This is a genomic window from Streptomyces boetiae, assembly GCF_031845405.1.
Taxonomy (GTDB): Bacteria; Actinomycetota; Actinomycetes; order Streptomycetales; family Streptomycetaceae; genus Streptomyces; species Streptomyces boetiae.
Genome location: NZ_JAVREN010000001.1, coordinates 81,074 through 107,178 on the forward strand (window position 1 = coordinate 81,074; position 26,105 = coordinate 107,178).

The window sequence follows — 26,105 nt, forward strand, 5'->3', positions numbered from 1 at the left end:
GCCCCCAGCACATGACCCGGCTTAGGGTCGCCTAACCTAACCACCGGCCCCGCCCCGCCCGTTTCCGGAGAACGCCATGCCCGCCACCGCCCGCCCGCTCGCGCCCACGGCCCGGGCCGGGTGGCTGCTGGCGGCGGTGGTGACGGTGGGGCTCGCGATGCTGCTGAGCCTCGCGGTGGGCAGCCGTTCCCTCGCCCCGGACGTGGTGTGGCGGGCGCTGTTCGAGGGCGGGAGCGGCCCGGACGTGGAGGTGGTGCGGGAGATGCGGCTGCCGCGCACCGCGCTGGGCCTGATGGTCGGCGCCGCGCTGGGCATGGCCGGGGCGGTGATGCAGGGCCTGACCCGCAACCCCATCGCGGAGCCCGGCATCCTCGGCGTCAGCCAGGGCGCGGCCGTGGCCGTGGTGCTGGCCATCGCCTTCGCCGGGGCCACGGCCCTGGAGACCTTCGTCTGGTACGCCTTCGCGGGCGCCACGCTGGCCGCCGTCGCCGTCTACGCCGTCTCCGCGCGCGGCCGGGGCGGGGCCACGCCCGTGAAGCTGGCCCTGGCCGGGGCGGCGATCAACGCCCTGCTGGTCTCGGTCACCACGGGCGTTCTCACCACCCGCTCCTCCACGCTCGACCAGTTCCGGTTCTGGAACATCGGCTCCCTCTCCGGCCGGGACGCCGGGATCGCCGAGCGGATCTGGCCGTTCCTGCTCGCCGGAACGCTGCTGGTGGCCGCCGCCGCGCGCGGCCTGGACGCCCTGGCGCTGGGCGAGGACGTGGCCCGCGGCCTGGGGCAGAACGTCGCGCTGGTGCGCATCCTCGGCGGCCTGGGGGCGGCCGTGCTGACCGGCGCGGGGGTGGCCGCCGCCGGGCCCATCGCGTTCGTCGGGCTCGCCGTGCCGCACCTGGCCCGCCCGCTGGTCGGCGGCGGGCACCGGCTGCTGCTGCCGATGGCCGCGCTGCTGGGCGCGGCCGTGCTGCTGATCGCGGACGTGGTGGGCCGGGTCCTCTTCCCGCCCTCGGAGGTGCCGGCCGGGGTGATGACCGCGCTGATCGGCGTGCCGTTCCTGGTCGCGCTGGTGCGGCGGACGGCGGTGCGGGCGTGAGCGCCCCGCCCCGCGAGGCCGTCCCTCGCGAGGCCGCCCCGGTGCCGGCCGCCGCCGGGTACGCCTTGGCGCGGCGCGGCAGGGCCTCGTTCCTCGTGCACCGCAGGGCCGTGGTGGCCGGCGCCGCGCTGGCGGTCGCCCTGGCCGTGGCCTGCCTGGCGGCGCTGTGCCTGGGCGAGACGTTCGTGCCGCCCGGCCAGGCGCTGCCCGTGGTCTTCGGCGGGCCCTCCGAGCACTCCTTCGTCGTCGGCACGCTGCGGCTGCCGCGCCTGACCACCGGGCTGCTGGTCGGCGCGGCGCTGGGCGTGGCCGGGGCGCTGATCCAGACCGTGGCCCGCAACCCGCTGGCCAGCCCCGACATCATCGGCGTGACGCACGGCGCGGCGGCGGTGACCGTGGGCGCGATGACCTACGGCGTGGCCACGGCCTCCGTGCTGCCGTACTGGTCGGTGGCCGGGGGCCTGGCCGCCTCCGTGCTGGTCTACGTCTTCGCCTGGCGCGGCGGGCTGCACGCCACCCGCTTCGTGCTGATCGGGATCGGTTTCGCCGTCGCGCTGCGCTCGGTGACGCAACTGTTCCTGACCGAGGGCGAGTACCTGGTGGCGCAGCAGGCCACCGTGTGGATGACCGGCTCCCTCAACGGCCGCGGCTACGCGGAGGCCGAGCCGCTGGCCTGGGCGCTGCTGCTGTTGCTGCCCGGGGTGCTGTGGGCGGCGCGCGCGCAGCGGCAGGTGTCGCTGGACGACGACACGGCCCTGGCGCTGGGCGTGCGTCTCGGCCGCGTCCGGCTCGGCCTGGCGACGCTGGGCGTGCTGCTGGCGGCCGTTGCCACGGGCGCGGCCGGGCCGGTGGACTTCGTCGCGCTGCTCGCGCCCCAGATCGCCCGGCGCCTGACCCGCACCGCGCAGATCCCGCTGCTGTGCTCGGCGCTGGCCGGGGCGTTCATCACCGTGCTGGCCGACGTGCTGGCGCGCACCCTCTTCTCCCCCACCGAGCTGCCGGTGGGGGTGGTGACGGCCGCGGTGGGCGCGCCCTACCTGCTGTGGCTGATCGTCAGCAGCCGCACCCCCCAGGGAGGCCGGACCCCGTGACCGACGACGTGCGCGAAGCGCCGCGCGAGGGCGTTCCCGAGGCGGGTCCCGCTGGTGGCCACCGCCTGGCCGCCCGCGCCCTGACCCTGGGCTACGACGAGGCGAACCCCGTCGTCGACGGCCTCGACCTGGACGTTCCCGACGGCGAGGTCACCGTCATCGTCGGCCCCAACGCCTGCGGCAAGTCCACGACCCTGCGCGCCCTGGGCCGGCTGATGAGGCCGCGCGGCGGCGCGGTGCTGCTGGACGGGCGCGAGCTGGCCACGCTGCCCACCCGCCGCATCGCGCAGGTGATCGGGCTGCTGCCGCAGTCCCCCTCCGCGCCGGAGTCGGTCACGGTCGCGGACCTGGTCGCGCGCGGGCGGCAGCCGCACCAGCGGTGGTGGCAGCAGTGGTCGGAGGCGGACGAGCGGGCCGTGCGCGAGGCGATGGAGCTGACGGACGTGGCGGATCTGGCCGCCCGGCCGGTGGACGCCCTCTCCGGCGGGCAGCGGCAGCGGGTGTGGATCGCGATGGCGCTGGCCCAGGAGACCGACCTGCTGCTGCTGGACGAGCCCACCACCTACCTGGACATCGCCCACCAGATCGACGTCCTGGACCTGATCCGGCGCCTGGAGCGCACCGTCGTGACCGTGCTGCACGACCTCAACCAGGCCGCCCGCTACGCCGATCACCTCGTCGCGATGCGCGAGGGGCGGATCGTGGCGCGCGGCCGGCCGGAGGACGTGGTCACCGCCGAGACGGTCCGGGAGGTCTTCGGCCTCGCGGCCCGCGTCGTGCCCGACCCGGTCACCGGCTCGCCCCTCGTCGTCCCCGAGGCACCCGTCCCGGGCCGCGGCACCCCTCGTTCCACCGGAAAGGCAACGCCCGCTTGGCTTCCTCCCCCGCCTTAAGGGCGAGGGGTTCCAGCGGTCGCCCGCTGGGTTTCCTGCTTCGTCGACGACTGCCCCGTCCGGGAGGACTCCCGTTGAGGTCTTACACCGCCTCCACAGGCCGAGACGGCCAGCCCGGCCGCCTTGACGGTGCGTGCCGCGTTCACGTCGCGGTCATGCGTGGTGCCTCAGTCCTCGCACGTCCATGTGCGGACGTTCAGGGGCAGCTTCTCGCGGGCCGTGCCGCAGTTCCCGCACAGCTTGCTGCTGGGGAAGGAGCGGTCGGTCACGACGAGTTCGCGCCCGTACCAGGTGCACTTGTACTCCAGCATGGAGCGCAGTTCCGTCCAGGCCGCATCGGAGATGGCGCGCGCGAGCTTGCCGTTCTTGAGCAGGTTGCGGACGGTCAGGTCCTCGATCACGACCGTTTGATTCTCACGGACGAGACGAGTCGACAGCTTGTGCAGGAAGTCCCGGCGCCGGTCAGCGATCCGCGCGTAAATCCTGGCAACGCGGCGGCGGGCCTTCTCCCGGTTCGCCGAGCCCTTCGCCTTCCGCGACAGCGCCCGCTGCGCCTTCGCCAGCCGGGCGCGGTCACGCCGCTCGTGCCGGGGGTTGGTGATCTTCTCCCCGGTGGACAGCGTGACGAGGGAGGTGGTCCCGGCGTCGATGCCGACCGCGTCTGTCGTAGCGGGTGCCGGGGCGATGGTGTCCTCGCACAGCATCGAGACGAACCAGCGCCCGGCGCTGTCGCGGGACACGGTCACGGTCACGGGCTGCGCCCCCTTGGGGAGGGGACGCGACCAGCGGATGTCCAGCGGCGCGGACATCTTCGCCAGCGTGAGCTTCCCGTTGCGCCAGGTGAAGGCGCTGCGGGTGTACTCGGCCGACACGCGGGACTTCTTCCGCGACTTGTAGTGCGGGTACTTCGCGTGCCCGGCGAAGAAGTTCCCGAACGCGGTTTGAAGGTGGCGCAGCGCCTGCTGGAGTGGGACCGAGGACACCTCCGCCAGGAAAGCCAATTCCCCGGTCTTCTTTCACTCCGTCAGCGCGGCGGAGGACTGCACGTAGGAGATGCGGCGCCGCTCGCCGTACCAGGCCCGCGTGCGCTCCTCCAGCGCCTTGTCGTACACCAGCCGGACGCAGCCGAACGTACGCGACAGCTCAGCCGCCTGCTCGTCCGTGGGGTGAAAGCGGTACCGGAAAGCCCGCCTGACCTGCTGCATCACACCTCACACATTATCAACTTCCCTGTGAGCGACGGGACCGAAGGGTCGTCGGGAGACGGTCTGCCAGGAGACAAACCGGCTCTCCCGGCCCTGCCCCCAGGAGCCCGTTTCTCCCCCGCAAGCGGGAGGTACCCGCGCCCCGGCCCAGAGCGCCGGGGGTATTCACGAAGGAGCCCGAGTATGGACACCCGTATGAGCCGCCGCACGCGCCTGGCCCCCGCCGCCCTGCTGCTCGCCTCCGCCCTCGCCCTGACCGCGACCGCCTGCGGCAGCGACTCCGAAGGCTCCGACGGGGGCGGCGGTGAGACGAGAACCGTGGAGACGGCCATGGGCCCCGTCGAGGTGCCCGTGGACCCGCAGCGCGTCGTCGTGCTGGACACCGGCGAGCTGGACTCCGCCCTCACCCTGGGCATCACCCCGGTCGGCGCGGCCGAGACCGACACGGGCGTGATGGGTCTCAACTACCTTCCCCAGGACCGGCTGGCGGAGATCGAGAACGTCGGCGTCATCGCCCAGCCGAACCTGGAGGCGATCCACGAGCTGGACCCCGACCTGATCCTCAGCAGCCGCATCCGCAACGAGCAGCAGTACGACGAGCTGTCCGAGATCGCGCCCACCGTGCTGACCGAGACCACCGGCGCCCCCTGGCGGGAGAACTTCCTCGTCCACGCCGAGGCCCTGGGCCGCACCGAGGAGGCCGAGGCGGTCGTCGCGGAGTACGAGGAGCGCGTCGCCGAGGTGACCGAGGCCCTGGGCGGCGCGGAGGCGGCCTCCGGGACCGAGGTCAGCGCGCTGCGCTTCATCGAGGGCGGCAACACCCGCCTCTACGGCCGCGAGAGCTACATCGGCACCATCCTGGAGGACGTGGGCGTCGGCCGCCCGGCCGTGGTGGAGGAGGCCGAGGACGGCTTCGCGGTGGAGATCAGCCCCGAGCAGGTGGACCGCGCCGACGGCGACGTCATCTTCTACAGCTCCTACGGCTCCCCCGAGGCGTCCGGCGAGGAGGCCGCGGTCGGCGGCCCGCTGTGGGACGACCTGACGGCCGTTCAGGAGGACCGCGCCTTCCACGTGAACGACCAGCTGTGGTTCATGGGCATCGGCTACACCGCCGCCGGCCTGATCCTGGACGAGCTGGAGGCCAACCTCACCCGGTGACACGAGAGTTGACGGCCGTTGCACTGCACGCCGACGCGGCGCGCCCCGGACCCGGGGCGCGCCGCGCGCCGTTGCGCCTGCACACGCCCGGGGCGTAGCGTCGTCCCCGGTAGCGGAGTCGTCACTCTGGGGGGAGCCGCGTGTCGCGTCCGTCCGACTGGTCGCCCGTGGACATGGACCGGGACCCCACGCCGGGAGACCCCGAGGAGATCCGGCAACTCGCCACGGAGCTCCAGGAGTTCGCCGACGACGTCGGGGAGGCGCTGGGCCGCGTCCGGGGGATGGCCTCCGACCGGGCCGTGCAGGAGTGGTCGGGGTTGTCGGCGGACACCTTCCGGGCCGAGTTCGACGGGGTGCCGGAGAACCTGGACAAGCTCCAGCGCTCCTACGACCTGGCGGCCGACGCCCTCGCGGCGTACTGGCCCGAACTCCAGAACGCCCAGGGCATGGCCGACCGGGCCCTCCAGCGGGCCGTCGAGGCGCAGGCCGCGCTCGCCTCCGCGCAGACCGAGCTCACCGACGCGCAAGGCTGGGTGTCCCGGGCGGGCGACGAGGCCGAGCGCCTCCAGGACGAGCGGAGCAGCGGCGACGGGGATGGCGGGGACGCCCCCGAGCCGCCGGACGAGAACCAGGTCCGCCAGGCCGTCCGCGACCACCAGGCCGCGCAGGAGGCCGCCTCCGCCGCCCGGTCCCGCGTGGACAGCGCCGAGTCCGAGCTGTCGGCCGCCCGCGAACTCGCCCGCCAGGCACAGGAGATGCGCGAGGAGGCCGCCCGCCTCTGCGCCCAGGGCCTGGAGGAGGCCTCCGACGCGGGCATCCAGAACCGCAGTTGGTGGGAGCGGCTGCTGGACTTCCTCGCGGACGCCTGGGACGCCATCGTCGCCGTCTGCAAGGTGATCGTCGCCGTGCTCGGCGTCGTCGCCCTGATCATCGGCGGGCCTTTGGCCTTCGTGGTGCTGGCGGCGGCCGTGGTCGTGCTCGCGGACACCCTCATCGAGTACGCCAACGGCCGCGGCAGCCTGCTCGACGTGGCCTTCGCGGCGCTGGACTGCATCCCGGGGATGCGCGGCCTCACCACGCTGGGCGGCCTGGCCCGGGGCCTGCGCGGGGGCCTGTCGGCCGCCCGCACCGGCCTGCGGGGCATCGCCCAGGGCGTTCGCGGACTGGGGCAGAACATCCGCCGGATGGGCCGCGACGTCCGGGGCCTGTCCCTGTGCGGGGACCCGGTGGACATGGCCACGGGCGAGCTGGTCGTCTCCGCCACCGACGTGGACCTGCCCGGCGTGCTGCCCCTGATCCTGGAGCGCCACCACCGCACGGGCGTCCGAACGGGCCTGCTCTTCGGGCCCAGTTGGGCCTCCACCCTCGACCAGCGGCTGGTCCTGGCGGAGCACGGCGTCGAGCTGTTCACCGCCGACGGCCGGGTGCTGCACTACCCCGTGCCGCTGGCCGAGGGCGGCGGCGTGCTGCCCGTGGAGGGGCCGCACTGGCCGCTGGCCTGGGACGGCGGCCCGGGCGGCGAACTGGCCGTGCGCCAGGGCGACTCGGGCCTCACCCTCCGCTTCCGCCCGGTGCCCGGCCGCCCGGCCTCCACGCTCCCCCTGGCCGCGATCAGCGACCGCAACGGCAACGCCGTCACCCTCGTCCACGGCCCCGACGGCCTGCCCGCCGAGGTCGTTCACGACGGCGGCTACCGGATCGGCCTCGCCACTACTTCCGAGGGCCGCATCACGGCCCTGCGCCTGCTCAGCGACCCCGGACAGCCCACGCTGCTGCGCTTCGGCTACGACGAGCGCGGCAACCTCGCCGAGGTCGTCAACTCCTCGGGCGAGCCCTTGCGTTTCGCCTACGACGCCCGGCACCGGATCACCGGCTGGGAGGACCGCAACGGCTCCTGGTACCGGTACGTCTACGACGAGGAGGGCCGCTGCGTCGCCACCCAGGGCGCCGGCGGGGTCCTCGACTACGCCTTCGCCTACGCGGCCGACCCCGCCACCGGCGGGCCCGTCACCACCGCCGCCGACTCCCTGGGCCACACCCGGACCTTCCGCTTCAACGACTGCTACCAGTTGGTGGAGGAGACCGACCCCCTCGGCCACGCCGTCCGCCAGGAGTGGGACCGGCGCGACCTCCTCCTCGCCCACACCGACGAACTCGGCCGCACCACCCGCCTGGAGTGGGACGAGGCGGGCCGCCTCACCGCCGTCACGCTTCCCGACGGCTCCACCACCCGCGCCCGCTACGACGAGTCGGGCCTGCCCGTGGAGGTCACCGACTTCGCCGGGGCGGTGCGGCGGCAGGAGTGGGACGAGCGCGGCAACTGCACGGCCCTGACCGAACCCACCGGCGCCACCACGCGGTTCACCCACGACCCCACCGGCGCCCTGGCCACGCTCACCGACGCCACGGGCGCCGTGCAGCGGTTCACCAACAACGCCGCCGGGCTGCCCGTGCGCTCCCTCGATCCCGTGGGCGCCGAAGTCCTGCTGGAGTACGACGCGTTCGGCCGCGTCACCGCCGAGACCGACCCGCTGGGCGGCACCACCCGCCTCACGTGGAGCGTCGAGGGCCGGATGCTCTCGCGCACCCTCCCCGACGGCTCCGCCGAGAGCTGGACCTACGACGCCGAGGGCAACCGCCTCACCCACACCGACCCACTCGGCCGCACCACCGCCTGGGAGTACGCCCCCTTCGATCAGGTGACCGCCCGCACCACGCCCGACGGGGCCCGCCTCACCTTCGCCCACGACACCGAGCTGCGCCTGACCGGCGTCACCAACGCCGAGGGCGCGACGTGGACCTACACCCTGGACGCGGCCGGGCAGCCCGTCGCCGAGACCGACTTCGACGGCCGCACCCTGGCCTACGCCTACGACGCCGCCGGGCAGTTGACGCGGCGGGTCAACGCTCTGGGCCAGACCGTGGAGTTCGCCTACGACGCCGCCGGGCGCCAGGTCCGCAAGTCCGTGGACGGCCAGGTCACCGTCTTCACCCACGACCCCGCCGGGCGCCTGCTGACGGCCGAGGGCCCGGGGGTCAGCCTCGCCCTCGCCTACGACGCCGCCGGGAACACGACCGCCGAGACGATCAACGGCCGCACGCTGCACACCACTTACGACCTGCTGGGCCGCCCGGCCGGTCGCACCACCCCCGCCGGGGTCGCCGCCTCCTACGCCTACGACGCGGCCGGCCGCCGCACCGCGCTCGCCTTCGCCGGGCGCACCCTGACCTCCACCTGGGACGCCTCGGGCCGCGAGACGCGCCGCGAACTGGGCCCCGGCGGGCCGGTCCTGGCCCACTCCTGGGACGCCGCCGACCGCCTCACCGCCCAGACCGCCACGATGCCCGGCGCCGAACGACCGGCCCTGGGGCGGACGTTCGACCTCCGGGCGGACGGCAGCCTCGCCACCGTCGAGGACCGCCGCACCGGCCGCCGCTCCTACGAGGCCGACGCGGCCGGGCGCGTCACGGGCGTCCGCGCCGCCGACTGGAGCGAGTCCTACGCCTGGGACGCCTCGGGCAACCAGACTGCCGCCGCCTGGCCCGAGGACCGCCCCGAGCCCTCGGCCCGGGGCTCACGGACGTACGAGGGCACCCGCGTCACCCGCGCCGGCGCCGTCAGCTACGCCTACGACGCGGCCGGGCGCGTGGTGCTGCGCCGCCGGGCCCGCCTCTCCCGCAAGCCCGAGGTCTGGCGTTACACCTGGGACGCCGAGGACCGGCTGACCTCGGTCACCACCCCCGACGGCACCCGCTGGCGTTACCTCTACGACGCCTTCGGCCGCCGCGTGGCCAAGCAGCGCCTCGCCCCGGACGGCGAAACCGTCGCGGAGCAGACGGAGTTCACCTGGGACGGCATCCACCTGGTGGAGCAGACCACCACGGTCGCCGGGCAGCCCGAGGCGGTCACCCTCACCTGGGAGCGCGAGGAGACCCGCCCGCTGGCCCAGGCCGAGCGCCGCTCCCTGGCCGACGCGCCCCAACAGGTCGTGGATCAGCGGTTCTTCGCCATCGTCACCGACCTCGTCGGCACCCCCACCGAACTCCTCGCCGAGGACGGCTCGATCGCCTGGCACGCCGCCGGAGCCACCCTGTGGGGCCTGATCCCCCCGCCCCCGAGCGCCGCCGCGCACACCCCCCTGCGCTTCCCCGGCCAGTACGCGGACGAGGAGACCCGGCTCCACTACAACCTCCTGCGCCACTACGACCCGCTCACCGCCCGGTACGTCACCCCCGACCCGCTCGGCCTGGACGCCGGCCCCAACGCCCGTGCGTACGTGCCCGATCCGCTGTTCTGGATCGACTACCTCGGCCTGCTCACCTGCGCCCAGCACGCCGCCCGGCTGCGCCGCAACCTGGCCCGCGCCGGCCGCCCCGTGGGCCCCGGCCAGGCCGCCGCCCACATCGTTCCCACCGGCTTCAACCGGGGCGGCGCCCCGGCCATGCGGCGCCTGCTCCAGCGCTACGGCGTGGACATCAACGACGCGGCCAACGGCATCCCGCTCGGCCACCCCACCCCGCACAACTTCACCCACCGCAACGCCTACCTGGGCCGGCTCGACGCCCGGCTCCAGCAGGTCGTGCAGAACGGCATCAACCAGGGCCTCGGGCGCGGCGCCATCCGCCAGTCCCTGCGCCGCGAGCTGCGCAGCATCGGCCGCCAGATCGAACGCGAGCTGTCCACGGGCGCGCCGGGCCCCGGCGCATACTGGACGGCGTGATGAGCGCGCCTCCCGACCTGCCCCCCAACCGGCACCCGGCCGCCGTGTACCGGCTGCTGCCGAGCCTGCTCGACGAGGGCCTGACGCTGCGCCTGGACGACCTCGCCCTGCGCGCGATCGGCCGCTGGCAGATGACGGGCTCCCCCGCCGACCGCCCCACCGCGGTCACCGCCCGCTGGCGCGACGGCTCCGGCGAGCCCAAGTCCCCCTTCCCCTCCGCCTACACGGGCGCCCCCGTGCTGCGCCGCGACCTGGCCGACCTCCTCGGCCCCGGCCTGACGGCCGCCGGCGACCTCCTCCCCGTCGACACCGGCGACCCGGCCGACGACTACGTCCTCCTCCTGGTCACCGAGATCGCCGACTGCCTCGACCAGCGCCGCTCCTCCAAGCCCCGCCGGGCCACCGGCGAGATCAAACAGTCCGTCTTCCTCCCCGACGCCCTCCCCACCACCCTTGCGGCCTTCCGCGTCCCCCAATTCCCCACCGGCGTCTACTGGAACGCCTGGTCCACCCACCGCCTCACCGACCACCTCGGCCCCACCCTCGAACCCCGCCTCTGCTGGTCCGAGGACCCCGCCCTGAAGCCCCACCCGGACCCGTGGGGCTTCTGAGCCCGCGCCCCCGGCCGGTCTGCCGTCACATACGTTCGAGTGCGGCGATGCCGAGCAGGTCCAGTCCTTGGGCGAGCGTGGCCCGCGTCAGGTCGCACAGGGCCAGCCGGTTGTCGCGGATCTCCGGGGCCACGTCCTCCCTCAGGACGGGGCAGGACTCGTAGAACGCCGTGAACGCCCGCGCGAGGCCGTAGAGGTAGCCCGCGAGCTGATGCGGTTCGAGAGCCACGGCCACGGCGTCGAGGGTGGCGCCGAACTCGTCCAGCGCCAGGCCGAGCGCGTGCTCCTCGGGCTCCAGGGCCGGGCCGGCATCGCCGGTGCCGAAGCGACCACGCCCGAGGCCGGCCGCCTCGGCCTTGCGGAGGATCGAGGCGATCCGGGTGTGCGTGTACTGGAGGTACACCCCCGTCTGCCCGTTGAAGCTGAGCATGCGGGTGACGTCGAAGGAGTAGTCCTTCGTACGGGAGGTGGACAGCTCGGCGTACTTCACGGCACCCACGGCGGCGAAGTGGGCGACGCTCTCCAATTCGTCGCGGGAGAGGTCCGGGTCCTTCTCGGCGATGACCTCCCGGGCCCGGTTCAGGGCGTCGTCCAGAAGATCCGCGAGACGCACGGTGCCGCCGGAGCGCGTCTTGAACGGCCGGCCGTCCGGGCCGTTGATGGTGCCGTTCGCCGCGTGGACAGCCTCGATCCCGTCCGTGAGCCAGCCCGCGCGGCGGGCCGTGCGGAAGATCATGGCGAAGTGCTGCGACTGACGGGCGTCCACCACATAGATCAGCCGCGTGCCGCCGAACTCCCGGATGCTGTGGCGGATCGTCGCCAAGTCCGTGGCGGCGTAGCCGAACCCGCCGTCGCTCTTCTGCACCAGCAGGGGAACGGGCCTGTCCTCGGGTCCGAGGATGTCCTCGAAGAAGACGGCCTTCGCTCCCTCACTGTCCTCCAGGACTCCCTTGTCGCGGAGTTCGTCCACGACCTCGTGGAGCCAGGGGTTGTAGAACGACTCCCCCAGCACGTCGTCGCGGGTGAGCAGCACGCCGAGGCGCTCGTAGATCTGCTGGAACGCCCCCTCGGACTCCGCCACGATCTCCCGCCACGCCCCGACGGTTTCCTCGTCGCCGGACTGGAGGGCGACAACGCGCCGCTGCGCGCGTTCCTTGAAGGCCGGGTCGGCGTCGAACTCCCGCCGGGCCGCGCGGTAGAGGGCGTCCAGGGCCGACACGGCGCCGCCCGTCCGGCTCCCTTCTCCCTCCTGCCGCACCTCCTTGTCACGCCAGGCGGCCTCGGGGTGCTCGAAGAGGTACTGGATCAACATGCCGAACTGGGTGCCCCAGTCGCCGACATGGTTCTGCCGGACGACGCGCGCCCCGAGGAAGCTCAGGGTCCGGGCCAGCGCGTCGCCAATGAGGGTGGAGCGCAGGTGCCCGACGTGCATCTCCTTCGCGACGTTCGGGCCCGAGTAGTCGATGACGGCCGTCTGGCCCGCCTGCGAGAGGGGGACGCCGAGCCGGGCGTCCTCGTAGCGTGCGGCGAGGCGGCCCAGCAGCGCCGGGCCGGAGAGGGTGACATTGAGAAAACCGGGCCCGGACACCTCAACGGAGGCGATCCACGGCCGGCCGGTCAGCTCCTCCCGCAGCGCGGTGGCGAGTTCGCGGGGGTTGCGGCCCAGCCGCTTGGCGAGCGAGAGAGCGACGTTGGCCTGGTAGTCGGCGTGCTCGGACCGCCGCACGAGCGGGTCCTCGGAGGCCAGTTCCGGCGACACCACCGCGCTCAAGGCCGCCCGCACGGCCTCCCCCACCTCGGCGGCCAGCGACCGCATCTGCTCCACCATTCCTCTCGCAACTCCCGTCCGGCTTCGCGCTGCCCACGTGCCGTGCCATTGTGACAGGCCGTCAGCCATGCGAATGTCAGGCCGGGTCGATCAGGCCGTGGAGGTGATCGGCTCGGGTCACGGCACGGGCCAACTCCTGGTCGGCGACCGCCTGCCGGGCCGCGGGCGGCACGTAGAGGATGTGCTGGGAGGTCGCGATCTCGGCCAGCCTGCCCAGTTCCCCGAGCCGGACCTCGGCCAGCCGACTGCGGGTGATCGGCAAGGAAGCGCTGTGCACCAGGACGGCGACGTGATCGGGCGGGTAGAACCGCAGCAGGTACTCCTGCAAGCGGCTGAATCGCTCGGGCCGGTTCTTGCGGGTGGAGTACAGCGCGGTCTCCACGGTGTTCACCTGCCAGAGGAACAGGGGCACCGAGGGACTGAGCGGGTAGCGGCGCAACAGCAGGCTCGTCGCCTCGAACATCAGCGCGCCGTCCGGCCCGGGGTCGAAGCCGATATCGGCCCAGACGGTGTCCAGGGACGAGACACCCGGGACTCGGTTCACCGGGATGCCCCGGCTGACCGCCTCCTTGAGGATCAACTGGGTCGGGGTCACCAGGACCAGGGGATGCCCGGAGGTGACGAACGCGGCGTGCCTGCCCCCGTCCCGAACCGCGGCTGCGACGACCGCGGCGGCCACCTCCGTGTAAGTCTCGCTACGGGGCTTGTCCTCCGCGTACGCGGCCGAGAGGTCGATGACTTCCGTGCCGTAGCGCTTCCGGAGCGAGTCGAGGACGAGGCTCTGGCCGTGGAGGACCAGGAGCGTGTGCGCGTCTCCGAGAACGGCATCGGCCTCCCGGGTCATCTGCATGAGGCTGACGGTGCCGATGCCGACCACGGAGATCCGCGCCCGGCTGGTGCCCTGGGGCACGTGCGTATCCCTTCGCCGGTCGCGGCGCGGGCTCAGTGGGAGCCGTCGTCGCCGTAGGTGCCCTGCTCACGGATGTGGAAGTACCGGGTGTCGCCAAGAAGCACGTAGATCGCGTCCTCGTCACCCTCCCGCACGGCGCGCAGCTCCTCGGGAGTCAGGTCGTACCCGTCGAGCACGCTGAGATCGCCGTCGAGGACGGCCGTACGGAAGGGGAGGTCTTCGTTGCTGCGGTCGAGAATCTCGCGGAGTTCCAGGGACATGGCCGGGTCCGTTTCTCTCGGGGTACACCGAAGGTCCGCCGGGAACTACGCGCGAAGGTAGACCAGTTGAGGCCATTCCCGGCCCTCTGACCTGCGAGGGCGCCGGGATTCCCTCAGAGGCGGCCGGCGCGCACGCCTTCCACGAAGGCTGCCCAGGACGTTCCCGGGAAGACGTACGCGCCCAGCTCCGGGCGCTTGCTGTCGCGGACCGCGATGCGGCCGGGCTCCCTGGGCTGGAACTCGACGCAGTCGTTGCCGACCGAGCTGCTGTAGGAGGACTTCACCCAGCGGTCCTCAGGGAGGCCGTGTCGCATCGCGGTGCTCTCAGTTCACTCGAAGGATCTCAAGATCTCGGCGATCAAATCCCGGGAGTCCTCCGTCGACAGCGCCTGATCCCGCAGCTGGTCGGATGAACGCCGGAACGGCTCCACATCATAGTCCTCCTCCAGGAACAGCCTGCCGCGAGGTCAGCCAGAGCGGGGTGGGGTGGGGACTGCCGAAAAGGGCGGCGGTGCCACGGCCGGCCCGCACCAGGCGCACGGCCCAGTCGGGCGGGGCCATCGGCACGCCCTGTTCGGCGGGGTCGTCCCCGACGATGGGCAGTCCCGAGAAGTCGGAGGGCTCGTGCACGCTGGCGATCACGGTGGTCAGCGGCAGGCCGAGGGTGGCGGCGAGGTGGTGCAGGGCGGCGGTCTTGCCGATGCCCGGCTCGCCCCACAGCAGGACGGGCAGGTCGGCGGCCACGGCCAGCGTCAGCGCCTCCAGCCGCGGGTCGCTGCGCGGCTCGGTCCGGCTCTCCCGCAGCAGGGTCAACAGCTCGTCGGCGACGGCGAGTTGAGGGGCGTTGTCCGAAACGGCGGGACGGGCGGAGCGGGTGGGGCGGGTGGGTGCGGTCATGAGGCGATCACCTTGGTGTGGTCTCGGGCGCGGGCGTCGGCCGCGCCGTGGGCGGAATGCGGAGCGAGGGTCCGGCGAACGGCCGCCGGGCGCGGCGGAATTGGGGGGCGGGGGCCTGAGCCCCGCCCCAGGGCGGCGGGCTCGCGCGCGGGCGCGCGGGTCGGCGGACGCCGGTGTGCCGGGCGCTCCCGGCACGCGCGTCAGCGCCTGGAGGCGTGCCGGGGGTGCGTGCGGTAGTCGGTGCGCGGGCGCGCGTGGAAGGGGGGCGGACCGGGGCGGACCGGGCCCGTGAGGCCCGTGCGGTAGACGCCGTAGGCGACGCGGCGGTGGGCCGCCGTTTCCAGGGCCTCGCGCAGCGGGCCCTCGCGGAGCGCCGCGGCGGGGCCGAGCAGGTCCTCGACAAGGGCCAGGGCGCCCGCCACGTCGCCGTGGCCCAGGCGTTCGCGGACGCCGTCCAGGCTCTCGGGCCTGCGGTGGGCCTCGTCCACGGCCCACAGGCAGGGCAGCGGCGGGCCGCCGAGCGCGGCCAGCAGCTCCTCGCGCCGGATCTCCTCCGGGTCGTGGTCGAGCGCGGTCAGCACGCCGCCGGACAGGCCGATCCGGTGCTCGGCCCCGCGGCAGTTCACCAGGCGGGCCTCCCCCGCCGCCGGGCCGTGTGCGGGGAACGCCCCGGGCGGCGCGCCGTCCGGGAGCAGCGCCTCGGCGACCAGCGGGTGCAGCAGGCCGGGCCCGATCGCCCCGGCGCGCAGCAGCTCCAGGTCGGGCAGCGTCCAGGTCGCGGCGTCGGGCAGGACGGGCAGCGCGCGGAGGTCCCGCGGCGCGGGGGTGACCCGGGCGCCGCCCTCGCCGTCCGGGTGGAGGAGCAGCCGGTGCCGGCCGGCGCGCACGGCCACGGGCCCGGCGGAACGCCCCTCGGCGCGCAGCAGGATCGCGGCCTCGGCGGCCCACCGGTCCAGGGCCAGGCCCCCGTGCCCGCCGCCGGGCGGCCGGTCGGCGCCCGAGCGGGCGCGCAGCTCCCCGGCCCGGCGGGCGTCCCAGAGGTGGCGGTGAAGGTCGAGGCGGAAGCGCCGCCGCGGGCGGGGGTGCGGGTGAAGCCCGGCGCACTCCGCCGGGCGGCGGGGGTCCCACAGGGCGAGGCTGATCCGCTGGCCCGCGCCGGCCCAGGCGGGCGGGGTCCGGACGATCAGCAACAGCGGGCGTTCACCGCCCGGCCCCTCGCCGTCGTAGCGGGCCAGCGTGGCGGTCAGGCCGGGGCGCAGCAACCCGTCGGGGGCGATGCGGGGCAGGTGCCAGCGCAGCAGGTCGGGGGCCAAGTGCCGCAGGTCCGCGCGGAGTTGGTCCGCGAGGTCCCGGCCGTGGGCGCGGGCGACGAGGCGCGGCCGGAGGTCGGTGTCGACGCCCGCGGCAGCGCAGGCTCCGGCCCAGTCCCCGGCGCGGCGGCGGGCGGTGGCGGCCTTGATCATGGAGGGCGGCACGGCGTACCGGCGCACGCGCAGCCAGAGGGAAAGGCGGGGTTCTACCGTCGCGTCGTGAGGGGCCATCAGCACTCACCTGGCGCGGACGGGACCCCCAATCCGACAAGAGTAGGAAGCGTCATCACGCCGGAGCGTACCCCGCCCTCCCCCGGGCCGGCCAGGGGGAGGGCGCTGCGGGTCACCAGCGGCCGGTCTCGGACCTGGCCTCGTCCGGGCTGTCAACGGGCCACGGCGGCACGGTCGCCGCGACCACCCGCAGGCCCTGAACTCCCGCCCGGAACTGGAAGGTGGTGCCCAGCGGGATGGTCAGGCAGACTCCCGGCTCCAGCGCGGTGACCTCTTCGCGGCCGTCCTGGCTGCGCCACATCTCGCCCGCCCCCGAGACCACGAACCAGATCTCCTCGACGGTGGCGTGCGAGACCGCCTTCGCGGTCTGCCCCGGCGTCAGCTCGAACTGGGCGAAGCTCGCCGCCCCGGGGAGCACGCACAGCGGTCGCACCGCCGAGCCGTCCGGCGCGGTGACCTCGGGAGCCTGGTCCAGCCGTATGGTCGTGAAGGGTTCGCTCATGAGCCCCACGATAGGGAACGCGGCAGCGCGCCCCGACGGGGCGTCAGGAGTGGCGTCCCGAGTGGCGTTCGAGCCCGGTGCGCATGCGGTGGGCGGCCTTGGAGACCTGGCGCTTGAAGAGGGCGCGGGCGTAGCGCTTGGCCCACCAGGCGACCTTCTCCTCGCGGTGGAGCAGGAGGAGGAACGTCCCGCGGCGCACGGCCTCGTGGACGCGCTCGGCCAGGTGCTCGGGGGTGGTCTTGCCGTTGGCGATCAGCTTGGCGGAGACCTCGGCGAGGGCGGGGTCGGGGCTGCGGAAGCTGGAGGCGAGGTTGGTGGGAACGAAGCCGGGGCAGACGACGGTGGTGCCGATGCCCCAGGGCTCCAGCTCGAAGCGCAGCGTCTCGGAGAGGGCGACGACGCCGGCCTTGGTGACGTTGTAGTTGGCCATGAAGGGCGGGTTGATCAGCCCGGCCATCGAGGCGATGTTGACGATGTGGCCGCTGCCCTGGCGCTTGAGGAGCGGGACGAACGTGCGGCAGCCGCGGACGACGGCGAGCAGGTTGATCCCGGTGATCCACTCCCAGTCGGACTCGGGGATCGCCTCGATGCGTCCGGCGGCCGAGACCCCGGCGTTGTTGATCAGGATGTCCAGGCCGTCCCACTCGGCCTCCACCCAGGCGCGGGCCTCCTGCCAGGCGGCCTCGGAGCGCACGTCCAGAGGGAGGAAGACGGCCGAGCCGCCCCAGGGGGTGGGGGCGGCCTTGCCCTCGGTGGCGCTTCCGGCCGGGAGGCCGCTCAGCTCGGCCGCGGCGGCCAGTCCGGCCTCGGCGGCGATGTCGGCGAGAACGACCCGGGCGCCGGCGGCGGCGAACCGGGCGGCCATCGCGCGGCCCAGGCCCGAGGCGGCGCCGGTGATCAGCACGCGCGGGTGCGCGGGGGCGTTCGCGGGGGCGTTCATCGTGACATCCCGTACTTCGCCAGCTCCAGGCGGGCCACCACGCCGCGGTGGACCTCGTCGGGGCCGTCGGCCAGGCGCAGCGCGCGGGCGGAGGTCCAGGCGGCGGCCAGGGGGTAGTCGTCGGAGAGGCCGGCGCCGCCGTGCATCTGCATGGCCATGTCCACGACGTTCTGGGCCATGGTGGGGACGAGCACCTTGATCTGGGAGACCTGGGAGAGCGCGCCGAGGATGCCCTGGGTGTCCAGCAGCCAGGCGGCGTGCAGGACGAGGAGGCGGGCGGAGTCGATGGCGATGCGGGCCTCGGCGATCCGCTCGCGGTTGCCGCCGAGGTTGACCAGGGGCTTGCGGAACGCCACGCGCTCCACGCCGCGGCGGCAGGCCAGCTCCAGCGCGGACTCGGCCAGGCCGATCAGGCGCATGCAGTGGTGGACGCGGCCGGGGCCCAGCCGGCCCTGGCCGATCTCGAAGCCGCGCCCGGGGCCGCCGACGATCGCGGACAGCGGCAGGCGGACGTTGTCGAAGCGCACCTCGCCGTGGCCGTAGGGCTCGTCGTGGCGGCCCATGACGGGGAGCATCCGCTCGACGGTGACGCCGGGGGCGTCCATGGGGATGGCGACGATGGAGTGCTGGCGGTGGCGGTCGGCCTCGGGGTCGGTCAGGCCGAGGAAGAGGGTCACGGCGCAGCGGGGGTGGCCGACGCCGGTGGAGAACCACTTGCGGCCGTTGACGATCACCTCCTCGCCCTCGACGACGGCGGTGGCCGCCATGTTGGTGGCGTCGGAGGAGGCGACCTCGGGCTCGGTCATGCAGAACGCGGAGCGGATCTCGCCCTCCAGCAGGGGCCGCAGCCAGCGCTGCTTCTGCTCCTCGGAGCCGTACTTGTGGAGCACCTCCATGTTGCCGGTGTCGGGGGCGTTGCAGTTGAAGATCTCGGGGGCGATGAAGGAGCGGCCCATGGCCTCGGCGAGGGGGGCGTAGTCGACGTTCGTCAGGCCGGCGCCGTGCTCCTCGTCGGGGAGGAAGAGGTTCCACAGGCCGGCGGCGCGGGCCTTGGCCTTCAGCTCGTCGATGACGGGCAGCACCTGCCAGCGCTCGGCGGGCGGCAGGCCGTGCAGTTCGCGGAGGTAGCCCTCCTCGACGGGGGTGATCTCCTTCGCCATGAAGTCGGTCACCCGTTCGAGGTACTCCTGTGCCTTCGCGGACGGTGCGAAGTCCATGGGAACGTCCCTTCCCTTGAGCGTTGCTCAACGCTTTGCTGCTGCCGCAGGCTAGCCGATCGTTGAGCGTTGCTCAATAAGCTCTCCTACAATGGCCCGGTGACCCAGCTCTCCGGGGACGAGCGCCCCGACGACCGGACGGCGGCCCCCGCCCGGCTCAGCGGCGCCGACCGGCGCCGCCAGCTCATCGGCATCGGCCTGCGCATGCTCACGAAGCGGCCGATCCACGAACTCGTGCTGGACGAGGTGGCGGCCGAGGCCGGCATCTCGCGGGGGCTGCTCTTCCACTACTTCCCGACCAAGAGCGACTACTACGCGGCCGTGGTGCGGGCCGCCGCGCGGCGGCTGGTGCGGGCGACCGAGCCGCGGGCGGACGCGCCGCCGGGCGAGCAGCTGGTCGAAGTCCTGGACACCTTCGTGGCCTTCCTCGAACGCCGCCGCGACCTGTATCTGGCGCTCTTCCGGGGAGCCTCGGGCGGGGCGGACTACCTCGTGGAGATCTACGACCGCACGCGCGACGTCTTCACGGAGCGGACGATCACGGGGCTGGGGCCGGTGGAGGTGACGCCGGAGCTGACGCTGGTGGTCCGCGGCTGGTTCAGCTTCGTGGAGGACGTGGCCCTGACCTGGGCCCAGGACCGCCCCTTCCCCCGCGAGGACCTGCTGCGCCTCCTGGCGGACGCGCTCCCGGCCCTCCTGATCACGGCGGGCCATCCGGAGGCGGCACGGGCGGCGACCCGGCCGGCGTAGAGCTGCGCCGGCCGGGCCGGGGCCCGCGGTGGCTAGCCGCTCGCGTTGATGCGGGTGATCTCCTCGATGACGCGGGTCTTGAGGGCGCGGCCCATGGGCGCGTAGCCGAGGGCCGCGGCGGACTGGTCGGCGGTGGCGTCGCTGAGGGTCCAGGTCCAGAAGTCGCGCAGGAGCGCGGCCGTGTCCTCGTCGTAGCCGCACTCGTAGGCGAAGATCCAGTTGGCCCCGGTGATGGGGTAGCCGTCGCCGCCGATGCCGTCGATCGCGAACTGGAAGTCGTCGGGGATCTCGGCCTCCTCGGAGGCCGCGGTGGTCGCGGCCAGGGTGGGCGCGACGGGGGTGTCGTCGGCGTTGACCACCCGGGCGGTGGCCAGGTTGTTGCTCAGCGCGTAGGACTGGTTGACGTAGCCGAGGCCGCCTGGGTTGTCGCGGACGGTGCGGGTGACGCCCTCGTTGCCGTCGCCGCCGCGGGTGTCCTCGTGCCAGGCGATGTCCGTGCCGGCGGAGTAGTTCTCGGCCCAGGAGGGGACCTCGGTGGTCAGGTAGTGGGTGAAGACGAAGGTGGTGCCCGAGCCGTCGGAGCGGTGGACGGGGACGATCTCCTCGCCCGGCAGGGCCAGATCGGGGTTGAGTTCGGCGATGGCGGGGTCGTCGTACCGGGTGATGCTCCGGTCGTAGATGCCCGCGATGACCTCGGGGGTCAGGATGAGGCCGTCGAGGGCCTCGTCGTTCATCGCGATGACGACGGCGCCGAAGATGACGGGGAACTGCACGGCCGGGCAGCCGCGCACGTCCGCGGCCACCTCCAGCTCGCTCTCCTCCAGGTACCGCTCGGAGGACCCGAAGTCCACCGTCCCGGCGAGAAATTGCTCGATGCCGCCGCCGGAGCCGACGGCCTGGTAGTCGATGCCGGCGCCGGTCTCGACGTGCTCGCCGTAGTACGTCATCCACTCGGCGAACAGCGGCTCGGGGAACGTCGCCCCGGCCCCCGTCAGCCGGCCGTCGAGCGACCCCCGCGAGACGGAGCCCCCGTCGTTCCCGGCCAGGCCGCAGCCCGTCGCGGCGGCGAGCAGCGCGAGCGCCGCGGCGAGCGGGGCCAGGGGACGGAGGGGACGGGGGAGGGGGAGGACCGCCGCCGCGCGGGGCGCGGCGGCGTGGGTCAGCCTGATGCGCATGGTGCTGGTCCCGGTGCTGCGCGTCTCAGCCGAAGCGGCCGGACACGTAGTCCTCGGTGGCCTGGTTGGCCGGGTTGGTGAAGATCTTCGTGGTGTCATCGATCTCCACCAGACCGCCCGGCTCGCCGATGGCCTTGAGGTTGAAGAAGCCGGTGACATCGCTGACCCGCTGCGCCTGCTGCATGTTGTGGGTCACGATGACGATCGTGTACTGGGCCTTCAGCTCCAGGATCAGGTCCTCGATGGCCTGGGTGGAGATGGGGTCCAGGGCGGAGCAGGGCTCGTCCATCAGCAGAACGTCCGGCGCGACCGCGATCGCGCGGGCGATGCACAGGCGCTGCTGCTGGCCGCCGGAGAGGCCAGAACCCGGGCGCTTGAGGCGGTCCTTGACCTCGTCCCAGAGGTTGGCCGAGCGCAGGGAACGCTCCACCAGGGCGTCGAGGTCGGCCCGCTTCATGCGCTTGTTGTTCAGCTTCACGCCCGCCGCGACGTTGTCGTAGATCGACATCGTCGGGAAGGGGTTGGGCCGCTGGAAGACCATGCCGATGTGGCGGCGGACGCCGACCGGGTCGACGTTGGCGCCGTAGAGGTCCTGCTGGTCCATCAGGACCTTGCCCTCGACGCGGGCGCCCGGGACCAGCTCGTGCATGCGGTTGAGGGTGCGCAGGAACGTCGACTTGCCGCAGCCGGAGGGGCCGATGAGGGCCGTGACCGACTTCGGCTGGATCGTCATCGAGACGCCCTGCACGGCGAGGAACTTGTCGTAGAAGATATCGAGGCCCTTGACCTCGATGCGCTTGGCCACTGTGCTGCTTCCTTACCTTGGGGGACCTGGTGTGCGGAGACCCGGTCGGTGCTGTCGTGCGCTCAGGCGCGGGTCTTGGGGGCGAAGAGGCGGGCGACGAGGCGGGCGACGAGGTTGAGCACCATCACGATGATGATGAGCATCAGCGCGGCCGACCACGCCAGATCGATGGCGTCCTGCCCGTCCAGGCCCGGCGAACGGTAGAGCGAGTACGTGAACACCGGCAGGGTCGCCATCCGGTCGTTGAAGGCGTCGAAGTTGTCCCCGTCCGTCATGCCCACGGCCAGCAGCAGCGGCGCGGTCTCGCCGATGACGCGGGCGATGGCCAGCGTGACGCCGGAGGCTATGCCCGCCAGCGCGGTGGGCAGCACGACCTTCAGGATGGTGCGCCACTTCGGCACGGCCAGCGCGTAGGAGGCCTCGCGCAGCTCGTTGGGAACGATCTTGAGCATCTCCTCGGTGGCCCGCACCACGATCGGGATCATCAGCACGCTCAGCGCGATCGACCCCATGAAGCCCATCCGGGTGCCGGGGCCGTACAGGGTCTCGAAGAGCGCGACGACGAACAGGCCCGCCACGATGGACGGGATGCCGGTCATGACGTCCACGAAGAAGGTGATGGACCGCGCCAGCCTGCCCCGGCCGTACTCGATCAGGTAGATGGCCGTCATGATGCCGATCGGCACCGACATCAGGGCGGCGATGCCCGTGACGATCAGGGTGCCGAAGATGGCGTGGTGGGCGCCGGCCTCGGTGATGTCGACGCCGATCGTCGAGTTGTTGAAGAAGTCGGCGTCCAGCCGGTGACGGCCCAGGTCGACCACGGTCCACAGCACCGAGACCAGCGGCAGCATCGCCAGCAGGAAGGCGCCGGTGACCACGGCCGTGACGAACCGGTCGAACGACTTGCGCGCGCCCTCGACCGCCCGCGACCAGGCGGTGATCGCCACGGCGTAGCCGAGCGCGGCCAGCACCCCGGCGGCCACCGGCCCGAGGCCGGCGAACTGCTGGAGCCCGACGCCGATGACGACGAAGGCCAGCAGGGTGAACGGGGCCGCGCGGCGCGGCAGGGAGGCATGCGTCAGCGGGACCTCGGCGATCGTCTCCCCCGGGTCGCCGTCCCCGGACTTGCTGAGCTGGGTGGGGGTGGGCGTGGACATCAGTTGGCTCCCGAGAAGTCGCGACGGCGGTTGATCACCGCGCGGGCGGCCATGTTGATGACCAGCGTGACGGCGAAGAGGACGAGGCCGGAGGCGATCAGCGCGTTGATCCGCATCCCCGAGGACTCGGGGAAGGTCAGCGCGATGTTGGCGGCGATGGTGGAGGGGTTCTCGCGGCTGATCAGGTCGAACGACACCACGCCCGCCGTCGCCGAGAGCACGATCGCGACCGCCATGGTCTCGCCCAGCGCCCGGCCCAGGCCGAGCATGCAGCCGCCGACGATGGAGGAGCGGCCGAAGGGCAGGACGGCCATCCGGATCATCTCCCAGCGGGTGGCACCCAGCGCCAGGGACGCCTCCTCGTGCAGCCGGGGCGTCTGGAGGAACGCCTCGCGGATGACAGCCGTTGCGATGGGGAGGATCATCACGGCGAGCACGATGCAGGCCACCAGCATGGTGCGGCCGGTGGCCGAGGCCGGGCCGTCGAATATCGGGATGAAGCCGAGGTTGTCCGCCAGCCATTCGGTGGGGCCGATGGTCGCGGGCGCCAGCTCCGCGGCGCCCCACAGGCCGAAGATGATGCTGGGAACTGCCGCCAGCAGGTCGATGACGTAGCCCAGGGCCGTGGCGAGCCGGCGCGGCGCGTAGTGCGTGATGAACAGCGCGATCGCCACGGCCAGTGGCGCCGCGATCACCAGAGCGAAGAAGGCGGACAGCAGCGTGCCGAAGAGCACCGGCCAGATGTAGACGACCAGGCCGTCCTGGTCCGGCAGGCGCAGCTCCTCGGGGGAGGCCCAGAGCGCCGGCCACGCCTCCGCGACGAGGAACGCGGCCACGCCGGCGAGGATGATCAGGATCAGCACGCCCGCGCCGGTGGCGGAGCCCGAGAAGACGCGGTCCCCCAGCCGCTGCGGCGCTCCCCGGGTGCGCGTGTTCTCGGTGGTGGGAGGCACTTGTTACCTCTCCCTCTGTTCGTGTGCGGATGTGGGGTGTGGGTGGGGCGGAACGGGGAGTTCCGGTGAATCCGGCCCGGCACGCCCTCGGTCCGGGCGGCCGTCAGAGGCCGCCCGGACCGGGCCGAGCACGGGGGCCGAGCGTCAGCCGGCGGCGCCGATGGCGTCGACGGCGGGCTGGAACAGCTCGCGCAGGGTGTCGGAGAGCGGGGCGGAGCCGGCGCTCTCGGCGGCTGCCGCCTGGCCCTCCTCGCTGAGCATGTAGTCGAAGTAGGCGCGGACCCGCTCGGCGGTCTCGGCGTCGTCGTAGGTGGTGCAGGCCAGGTTGTAGGAGACCAGGACGATCGGGTACGTGCCCGCCTCGGTGGTGTCCCGGGCCAGGTCGTAGGCGAAGTCGAACTCGCCGCGGCCCTCGACGCGCTCCGAGACCTCGAGGACGGCGGCGGCGGCCTCCGGGGAGTACTCGACGAACTCCTCGCCGACACCGACGGCCACGGTGCCGAAGTCAGCGGCGCGGCTGGCGTCCAGGTAGCCGATGGTGCCCTCGCCGGCGCCGATGGCGTCCACCACGCCGGAGGTCTGGGCGGCGGCCTCGCCGCCGGAGACCGGCCAGTCGCCGCTGACCTCGTGCGGCCAGTCCTCGGGGGCGGTGGCCGCCAGGTACTCGACGAAGTTCTCGGTGGTGCCGGACTCGTCGGAGCGATTCACCGGGGTGATCGCGAGGTCGGGCAGCTCGACGTCCGGGTTGTCGGCGGCGATGGCCTCGTCGTTCCAGTTGGTGATCTGCTGGTTGAAGATCCGCGCGATCGTGGAGGGGCTCAGGTTGAGCGAGTCGATGCCCTCCAGGTTGAAGGCCACGGCGATCGGGGAGACGTAGAGCGGGAGCTCCACCAGCTCGCCGCAGTTCTCCACCGACCTGCTCAGTTCGCCTTCCTCGTCGTCCAGGTAGGCGTCGGTGCCGGCGTAGTCCACGGCGCCGGCGGCGAACTGCTCACGGCCGCCGCCGGAGCCGGTGGCGTCGTAGTTGATCGTCACGTCGGGGTTCTGCTCGCGGAAACCCTCACGGAAGGCCTGCTGGGCGGCCTCCTGCGCAGAGGAACCGGCGCCGTTCAGGGTGCCGGACAGGCTCGGGCCGTCGGTCCCGCCGTTGCCGCCGTTCCCGCCGTCCTCGTTGTCGCTGCTGCAGGCCGTGATCAGGGCCAGGGCGGACACCGCGGCTATCGCGGCGGACTTGGCGCGCCAGTTGCGCATGGCCGTTGCTCCTTGTTCAAAGCCCAGCCGGGCCCCGGCCGGGGGTGTAGATGACTTGAACGTCTCGGGGAGAACGTAGGAGTGGGCGGCGAAGCGGCGAGGGCCAGAAAGTGAACAGAAAGATAGGTTCGGCGGAACCGGCAGTTTCACAAACAGTGCCGGAATCGTTAAGGAACGGCTCTCGCACCGTGACCCGGAACGCAGGGTGCCCGGCGGACTCCGCCGGGCACCGATGCGGGCTCTGATCGGGCCTGATCAGCTACCGGGCGGTACGAGGCGGTAGCCGACGCCTCTGACCGTCTGGATGATCTCGGGGTGGTGCGGGTCGTCACCCAGCCGCTCGCGCAGGCGCCGAATGTGAACGGTGATGGTGTTCGACCGGCGCGCCCCCTCGCCCCACAGCTCGGCGCGGATGCGGTCGCGGGTGATCACCTTTTCCGCGTTCAGCATCAGCAGGTGCAGGAGCTGGAACTCGCGCAGCGGCAGCCGGGCCGTGGGCACCCCGTGCATCCGCACCTCGTAGGTGGAGGGGTCCAGCGTCAGCGGGCCGCAGACCAGCGGCTGGTCCCAGCCGCGGCCACCCCGGTCGGCGAGGCTGAGGAGCTGGGCCACCTCGCGGGGGCGGTAGGGGCGGGCGACGCACGCGCTGGCCCCGGCCGCGAGGGCCGGGCCGACCTGGGCGGTGTCCTCCGGGCCCACGCCCAGCACGACGGGGATGGACAGCCGGCGGCGGACCAGGCGCAGCACGGTGGCGCCGTCGATCACGGGCAGGTCGGCGGAGACCAGCAGCACGTCGGGCTTGCGCAGGCCCGCCTCCAGCAGGGCGGCGGCGCCGTCGGCGCAGTGGACCACAGACACCTGGTACTTGGCGAGCTGGGCCGTCAGCCCCTGCCGGATGCGTTCGTCCGCGTCGGCCAGGAGCACGACGGGGTTCGAGCCGAGGGGGATGCGGGGGGACTGGCCGGCCTGCCGGGGCGGGGCGTCCGCGTCGGCCGCCTCCGCGGCCTCCCGGTCCGCCTCGGCGGAGAACACGGGCGGTCCCGCCGGCGTCCGCACCGCCGGGCTCGCCGCGCTCGTCGGCTGCGTCGCGCTCACCCAGGCGCCCATGGCACTCTCCCTCGCTGTCGATGCCGGCAGTGAAGTT

General features: G+C 73.4%; 21 protein-coding genes and 2 pseudogenes. 7 read left to right on the plus strand and 16 right to left on the minus strand.

Annotated elements, in window-relative coordinates; all coding sequences use genetic code 11:
- The first annotated feature begins 76 nt into the window (after window positions 1-76).
- From RM780_RS00380 to RM780_RS00390, 3 genes are read left to right on the plus strand one after another with little or no spacing between them, the layout of a single operon-like run.
- A complete protein-coding gene (locus tag RM780_RS00380) occupies window positions 77-1,093 on the plus strand; it encodes a FecCD family ABC transporter permease (RefSeq protein WP_311628336.1) in 1,017 nt (338 codons plus the stop codon).
- Window positions 1,090-2,184, plus strand: coding sequence for a FecCD family ABC transporter permease (locus RM780_RS00385; protein ID WP_311628337.1), 1,095 nt, complete (start codon window positions 1,090-1,092; stop codon window positions 2,182-2,184). Before RM780_RS00380 ends, RM780_RS00385 begins: the two co-directional genes overlap by 4 nt.
- A gap of 8 nt (window positions 2,185-2,192) precedes the next feature.
- Window positions 2,193-3,077 carry an ABC transporter ATP-binding protein gene (locus RM780_RS00390; protein WP_311628499.1) on the plus strand — a complete coding sequence of 295 codons (885 nt, stop codon included), beginning with the start codon at window positions 2,193-2,195 and terminating at the stop codon, window positions 3,075-3,077.
- Here the strand turns inward: RM780_RS00390 and RM780_RS00395 are convergent.
- A pseudogene (locus RM780_RS00395) lies at window positions 3,074-4,285 on the minus strand (RNA-guided endonuclease InsQ/TnpB family protein). The gene RM780_RS00390 and the pseudogene RM780_RS00395 overlap by 4 nt on opposite strands.
- Window positions 4,286-4,477: 192 nt before the next feature.
- Here RM780_RS00395 and RM780_RS00400 point away from each other — a divergent pair.
- The 3 genes from RM780_RS00400 (at window position 4,478) to RM780_RS00410 (ending at window position 10,772) form a co-directional block, all read left to right on the plus strand.
- The gene (locus RM780_RS00400; RefSeq protein WP_311628500.1) at window positions 4,478-5,440 is read left to right on the plus strand and encodes an ABC transporter substrate-binding protein; all 963 of its coding nucleotides are present in this window, start codon (window positions 4,478-4,480) and stop codon (window positions 5,438-5,440) included.
- Window positions 5,441-5,580: 140 nt separating this feature from the next.
- Entirely contained in the window at window positions 5,581-10,161 is a 4,581-nt protein-coding gene (locus RM780_RS00405) for a DUF6531 domain-containing protein (protein ID WP_311628338.1), read from the plus strand.
- Window positions 10,161-10,772 carry a hypothetical protein gene (locus RM780_RS00410; RefSeq protein ID WP_311628339.1) on the plus strand — a complete coding sequence of 204 codons (612 nt, stop codon included), beginning with the start codon at window positions 10,161-10,163 and terminating at the stop codon, window positions 10,770-10,772. Before RM780_RS00405 ends, RM780_RS00410 begins: the two co-directional genes overlap by 1 nt.
- A 25-nt stretch (window positions 10,773-10,797) precedes the next feature.
- Here the strand turns inward: RM780_RS00410 and argS are convergent, their stop codons facing one another.
- The 9 genes and pseudogenes from argS to RM780_RS00455 form a co-directional block, all read right to left on the minus strand.
- Window positions 10,798-12,597 carry an arginine--tRNA ligase gene (argS, locus tag RM780_RS00415; protein ID WP_394812853.1) on the minus strand — a complete coding sequence of 600 codons (1,800 nt, stop codon included), beginning with the start codon at window positions 12,595-12,597 and terminating at the stop codon, window positions 10,798-10,800.
- A gap of 79 nt (window positions 12,598-12,676) precedes the next feature.
- Window positions 12,677-13,510, minus strand: coding sequence for an SAM-dependent methyltransferase (locus RM780_RS00420; RefSeq protein ID WP_311628341.1), 834 nt, complete (start codon window positions 13,508-13,510; stop codon window positions 12,677-12,679).
- A gap of 32 nt (window positions 13,511-13,542) precedes the next feature.
- Window positions 13,543-13,770, minus strand: coding sequence for a hypothetical protein (locus tag RM780_RS00425; protein WP_311628342.1), 228 nt, complete (start codon window positions 13,768-13,770; stop codon window positions 13,543-13,545).
- A gap of 113 nt (window positions 13,771-13,883) precedes the next feature.
- Entirely contained in the window at window positions 13,884-14,084 is a 201-nt protein-coding gene (locus tag RM780_RS00430) for a DUF397 domain-containing protein (protein WP_311628343.1), read from the minus strand.
- Window positions 14,085-14,283: 199 nt separating this feature from the next.
- Window positions 14,284-14,667 (minus strand): annotated as a pseudogene (locus RM780_RS00435) (AAA family ATPase); the annotation flags it as partial.
- A gap of 200 nt (window positions 14,668-14,867) precedes the next feature.
- Entirely contained in the window at window positions 14,868-16,208 is a 1,341-nt protein-coding gene (locus RM780_RS00440; RefSeq protein WP_311628344.1) for a hypothetical protein, read from the minus strand.
- Between the two features lie 112 nt (window positions 16,209-16,320).
- Window positions 16,321-16,710 (minus strand): cupin domain-containing protein, encoded by a 390-nt coding sequence (locus tag RM780_RS00445; protein ID WP_311628345.1) that lies wholly within the window; start codon window positions 16,708-16,710, stop codon window positions 16,321-16,323.
- A gap of 43 nt (window positions 16,711-16,753) precedes the next feature.
- Window positions 16,754-17,650, minus strand: coding sequence for an SDR family NAD(P)-dependent oxidoreductase (locus RM780_RS00450; RefSeq protein ID WP_311628346.1), 897 nt, complete (start codon window positions 17,648-17,650; stop codon window positions 16,754-16,756).
- Window positions 17,647-18,867 carry an acyl-CoA dehydrogenase family protein gene (locus RM780_RS00455; RefSeq protein ID WP_311628347.1) on the minus strand — a complete coding sequence of 407 codons (1,221 nt, stop codon included), beginning with the start codon at window positions 18,865-18,867 and terminating at the stop codon, window positions 17,647-17,649. The genes RM780_RS00450 and RM780_RS00455 overlap by 4 nt, the downstream gene beginning before the upstream one ends.
- Window positions 18,868-18,966: 99 nt before the next feature.
- Between RM780_RS00455 and RM780_RS00460 the strand changes: the two genes are divergently transcribed.
- Window positions 18,967-19,617 (plus strand): TetR/AcrR family transcriptional regulator, encoded by a 651-nt coding sequence (locus RM780_RS00460; protein WP_311628348.1) that lies wholly within the window; start codon window positions 18,967-18,969, stop codon window positions 19,615-19,617.
- Window positions 19,618-19,649: 32 nt separating this feature from the next.
- Here RM780_RS00460 and pstS read toward each other — a convergent pair whose 3' ends face one another.
- The 6 genes from pstS to RM780_RS00490 all read right to left on the minus strand — a co-directional run bounded on the left by pstS (window position 19,650) and on the right by RM780_RS00490 (window position 26,068).
- Complete coding sequence (pstS, locus tag RM780_RS00465; protein WP_311628349.1) at window positions 19,650-20,792, minus strand: phosphate ABC transporter substrate-binding protein PstS; 1,143 nt, start codon at window positions 20,790-20,792, stop codon at window positions 19,650-19,652.
- 25 nt (window positions 20,793-20,817) lie between these two features.
- Entirely contained in the window at window positions 20,818-21,597 is a 780-nt protein-coding gene (pstB, locus tag RM780_RS00470; RefSeq protein ID WP_311628350.1) for a phosphate ABC transporter ATP-binding protein PstB, read from the minus strand.
- Window positions 21,598-21,659: 62 nt separating this feature from the next.
- Complete coding sequence (pstA, locus tag RM780_RS00475) at window positions 21,660-22,757, minus strand: phosphate ABC transporter permease PstA (RefSeq protein WP_311628351.1); 1,098 nt, start codon at window positions 22,755-22,757, stop codon at window positions 21,660-21,662.
- Window positions 22,757-23,710, minus strand: coding sequence for a phosphate ABC transporter permease subunit PstC (gene pstC / locus RM780_RS00480; RefSeq protein WP_311628352.1), 954 nt, complete (start codon window positions 23,708-23,710; stop codon window positions 22,757-22,759). Before pstC ends, pstA begins: the two co-directional genes overlap by 1 nt.
- A 144-nt stretch (window positions 23,711-23,854) precedes the next feature.
- Entirely contained in the window at window positions 23,855-24,961 is a 1,107-nt protein-coding gene (locus RM780_RS00485) for a phosphate ABC transporter substrate-binding protein PstS (protein ID WP_311628353.1), read from the minus strand.
- Window positions 24,962-25,216: 255 nt separating this feature from the next.
- Complete coding sequence (locus RM780_RS00490; protein WP_311628354.1) at window positions 25,217-26,068, minus strand: response regulator transcription factor; 852 nt, start codon at window positions 26,066-26,068, stop codon at window positions 25,217-25,219.
- Window positions 26,069-26,105 lie beyond the last annotated feature (37 nt).

Excerpts from the sequence above, each read along its gene's own strand:
- RM780_RS00380 (WP_311628336.1), top strand. The coding sequence starts at position 77 with ATGCCCGCCACCGCCCGCCCGCTCGCGCCCACGGCCCGGGCCGGGTGG.
- RM780_RS00400 (WP_311628500.1), top strand. The coding sequence starts at position 4,478 with ATGAGCCGCCGCACGCGCCTGGCCCCCGCCGCCCTGCTGCTCGCCTCC.
- RM780_RS00410 (WP_311628339.1), top strand. The coding sequence starts at position 10,161 with ATGAGCGCGCCTCCCGACCTGCCCCCCAACCGGCACCCGGCCGCCGTG.
- RM780_RS00425 (WP_311628342.1), bottom strand. The coding sequence starts at position 13,770 with ATGTCCCTGGAACTCCGCGAGATTCTCGACCGCAGCAACGAAGACCTC.
- RM780_RS00430 (WP_311628343.1), bottom strand. The coding sequence starts at position 14,084 with ATGCGACACGGCCTCCCTGAGGACCGCTGGGTGAAGTCCTCCTACAGC.
- RM780_RS00440 (WP_311628344.1), bottom strand. The coding sequence starts at position 16,208 with ATGGCCCCTCACGACGCGACGGTAGAACCCCGCCTTTCCCTCTGGCTG.
- RM780_RS00445 (WP_311628345.1), bottom strand. The coding sequence starts at position 16,710 with ATGAGCGAACCCTTCACGACCATACGGCTGGACCAGGCTCCCGAGGTC.
- RM780_RS00450 (WP_311628346.1), bottom strand. The coding sequence starts at position 17,650 with ATGAACGCCCCCGCGAACGCCCCCGCGCACCCGCGCGTGCTGATCACC.
- RM780_RS00455 (WP_311628347.1), bottom strand. The coding sequence starts at position 18,867 with ATGGACTTCGCACCGTCCGCGAAGGCACAGGAGTACCTCGAACGGGTG.
- pstS (WP_311628349.1), bottom strand. The coding sequence starts at position 20,792 with ATGCGCATCAGGCTGACCCACGCCGCCGCGCCCCGCGCGGCGGCGGTC.
- pstA (WP_311628351.1), bottom strand. The coding sequence starts at position 22,757 with ATGTCCACGCCCACCCCCACCCAGCTCAGCAAGTCCGGGGACGGCGAC.
- RM780_RS00485 (WP_311628353.1), bottom strand. The coding sequence starts at position 24,961 with ATGCGCAACTGGCGCGCCAAGTCCGCCGCGATAGCCGCGGTGTCCGCC.
- RM780_RS00490 (WP_311628354.1), bottom strand. The coding sequence starts at position 26,068 with ATGGGCGCCTGGGTGAGCGCGACGCAGCCGACGAGCGCGGCGAGCCCG.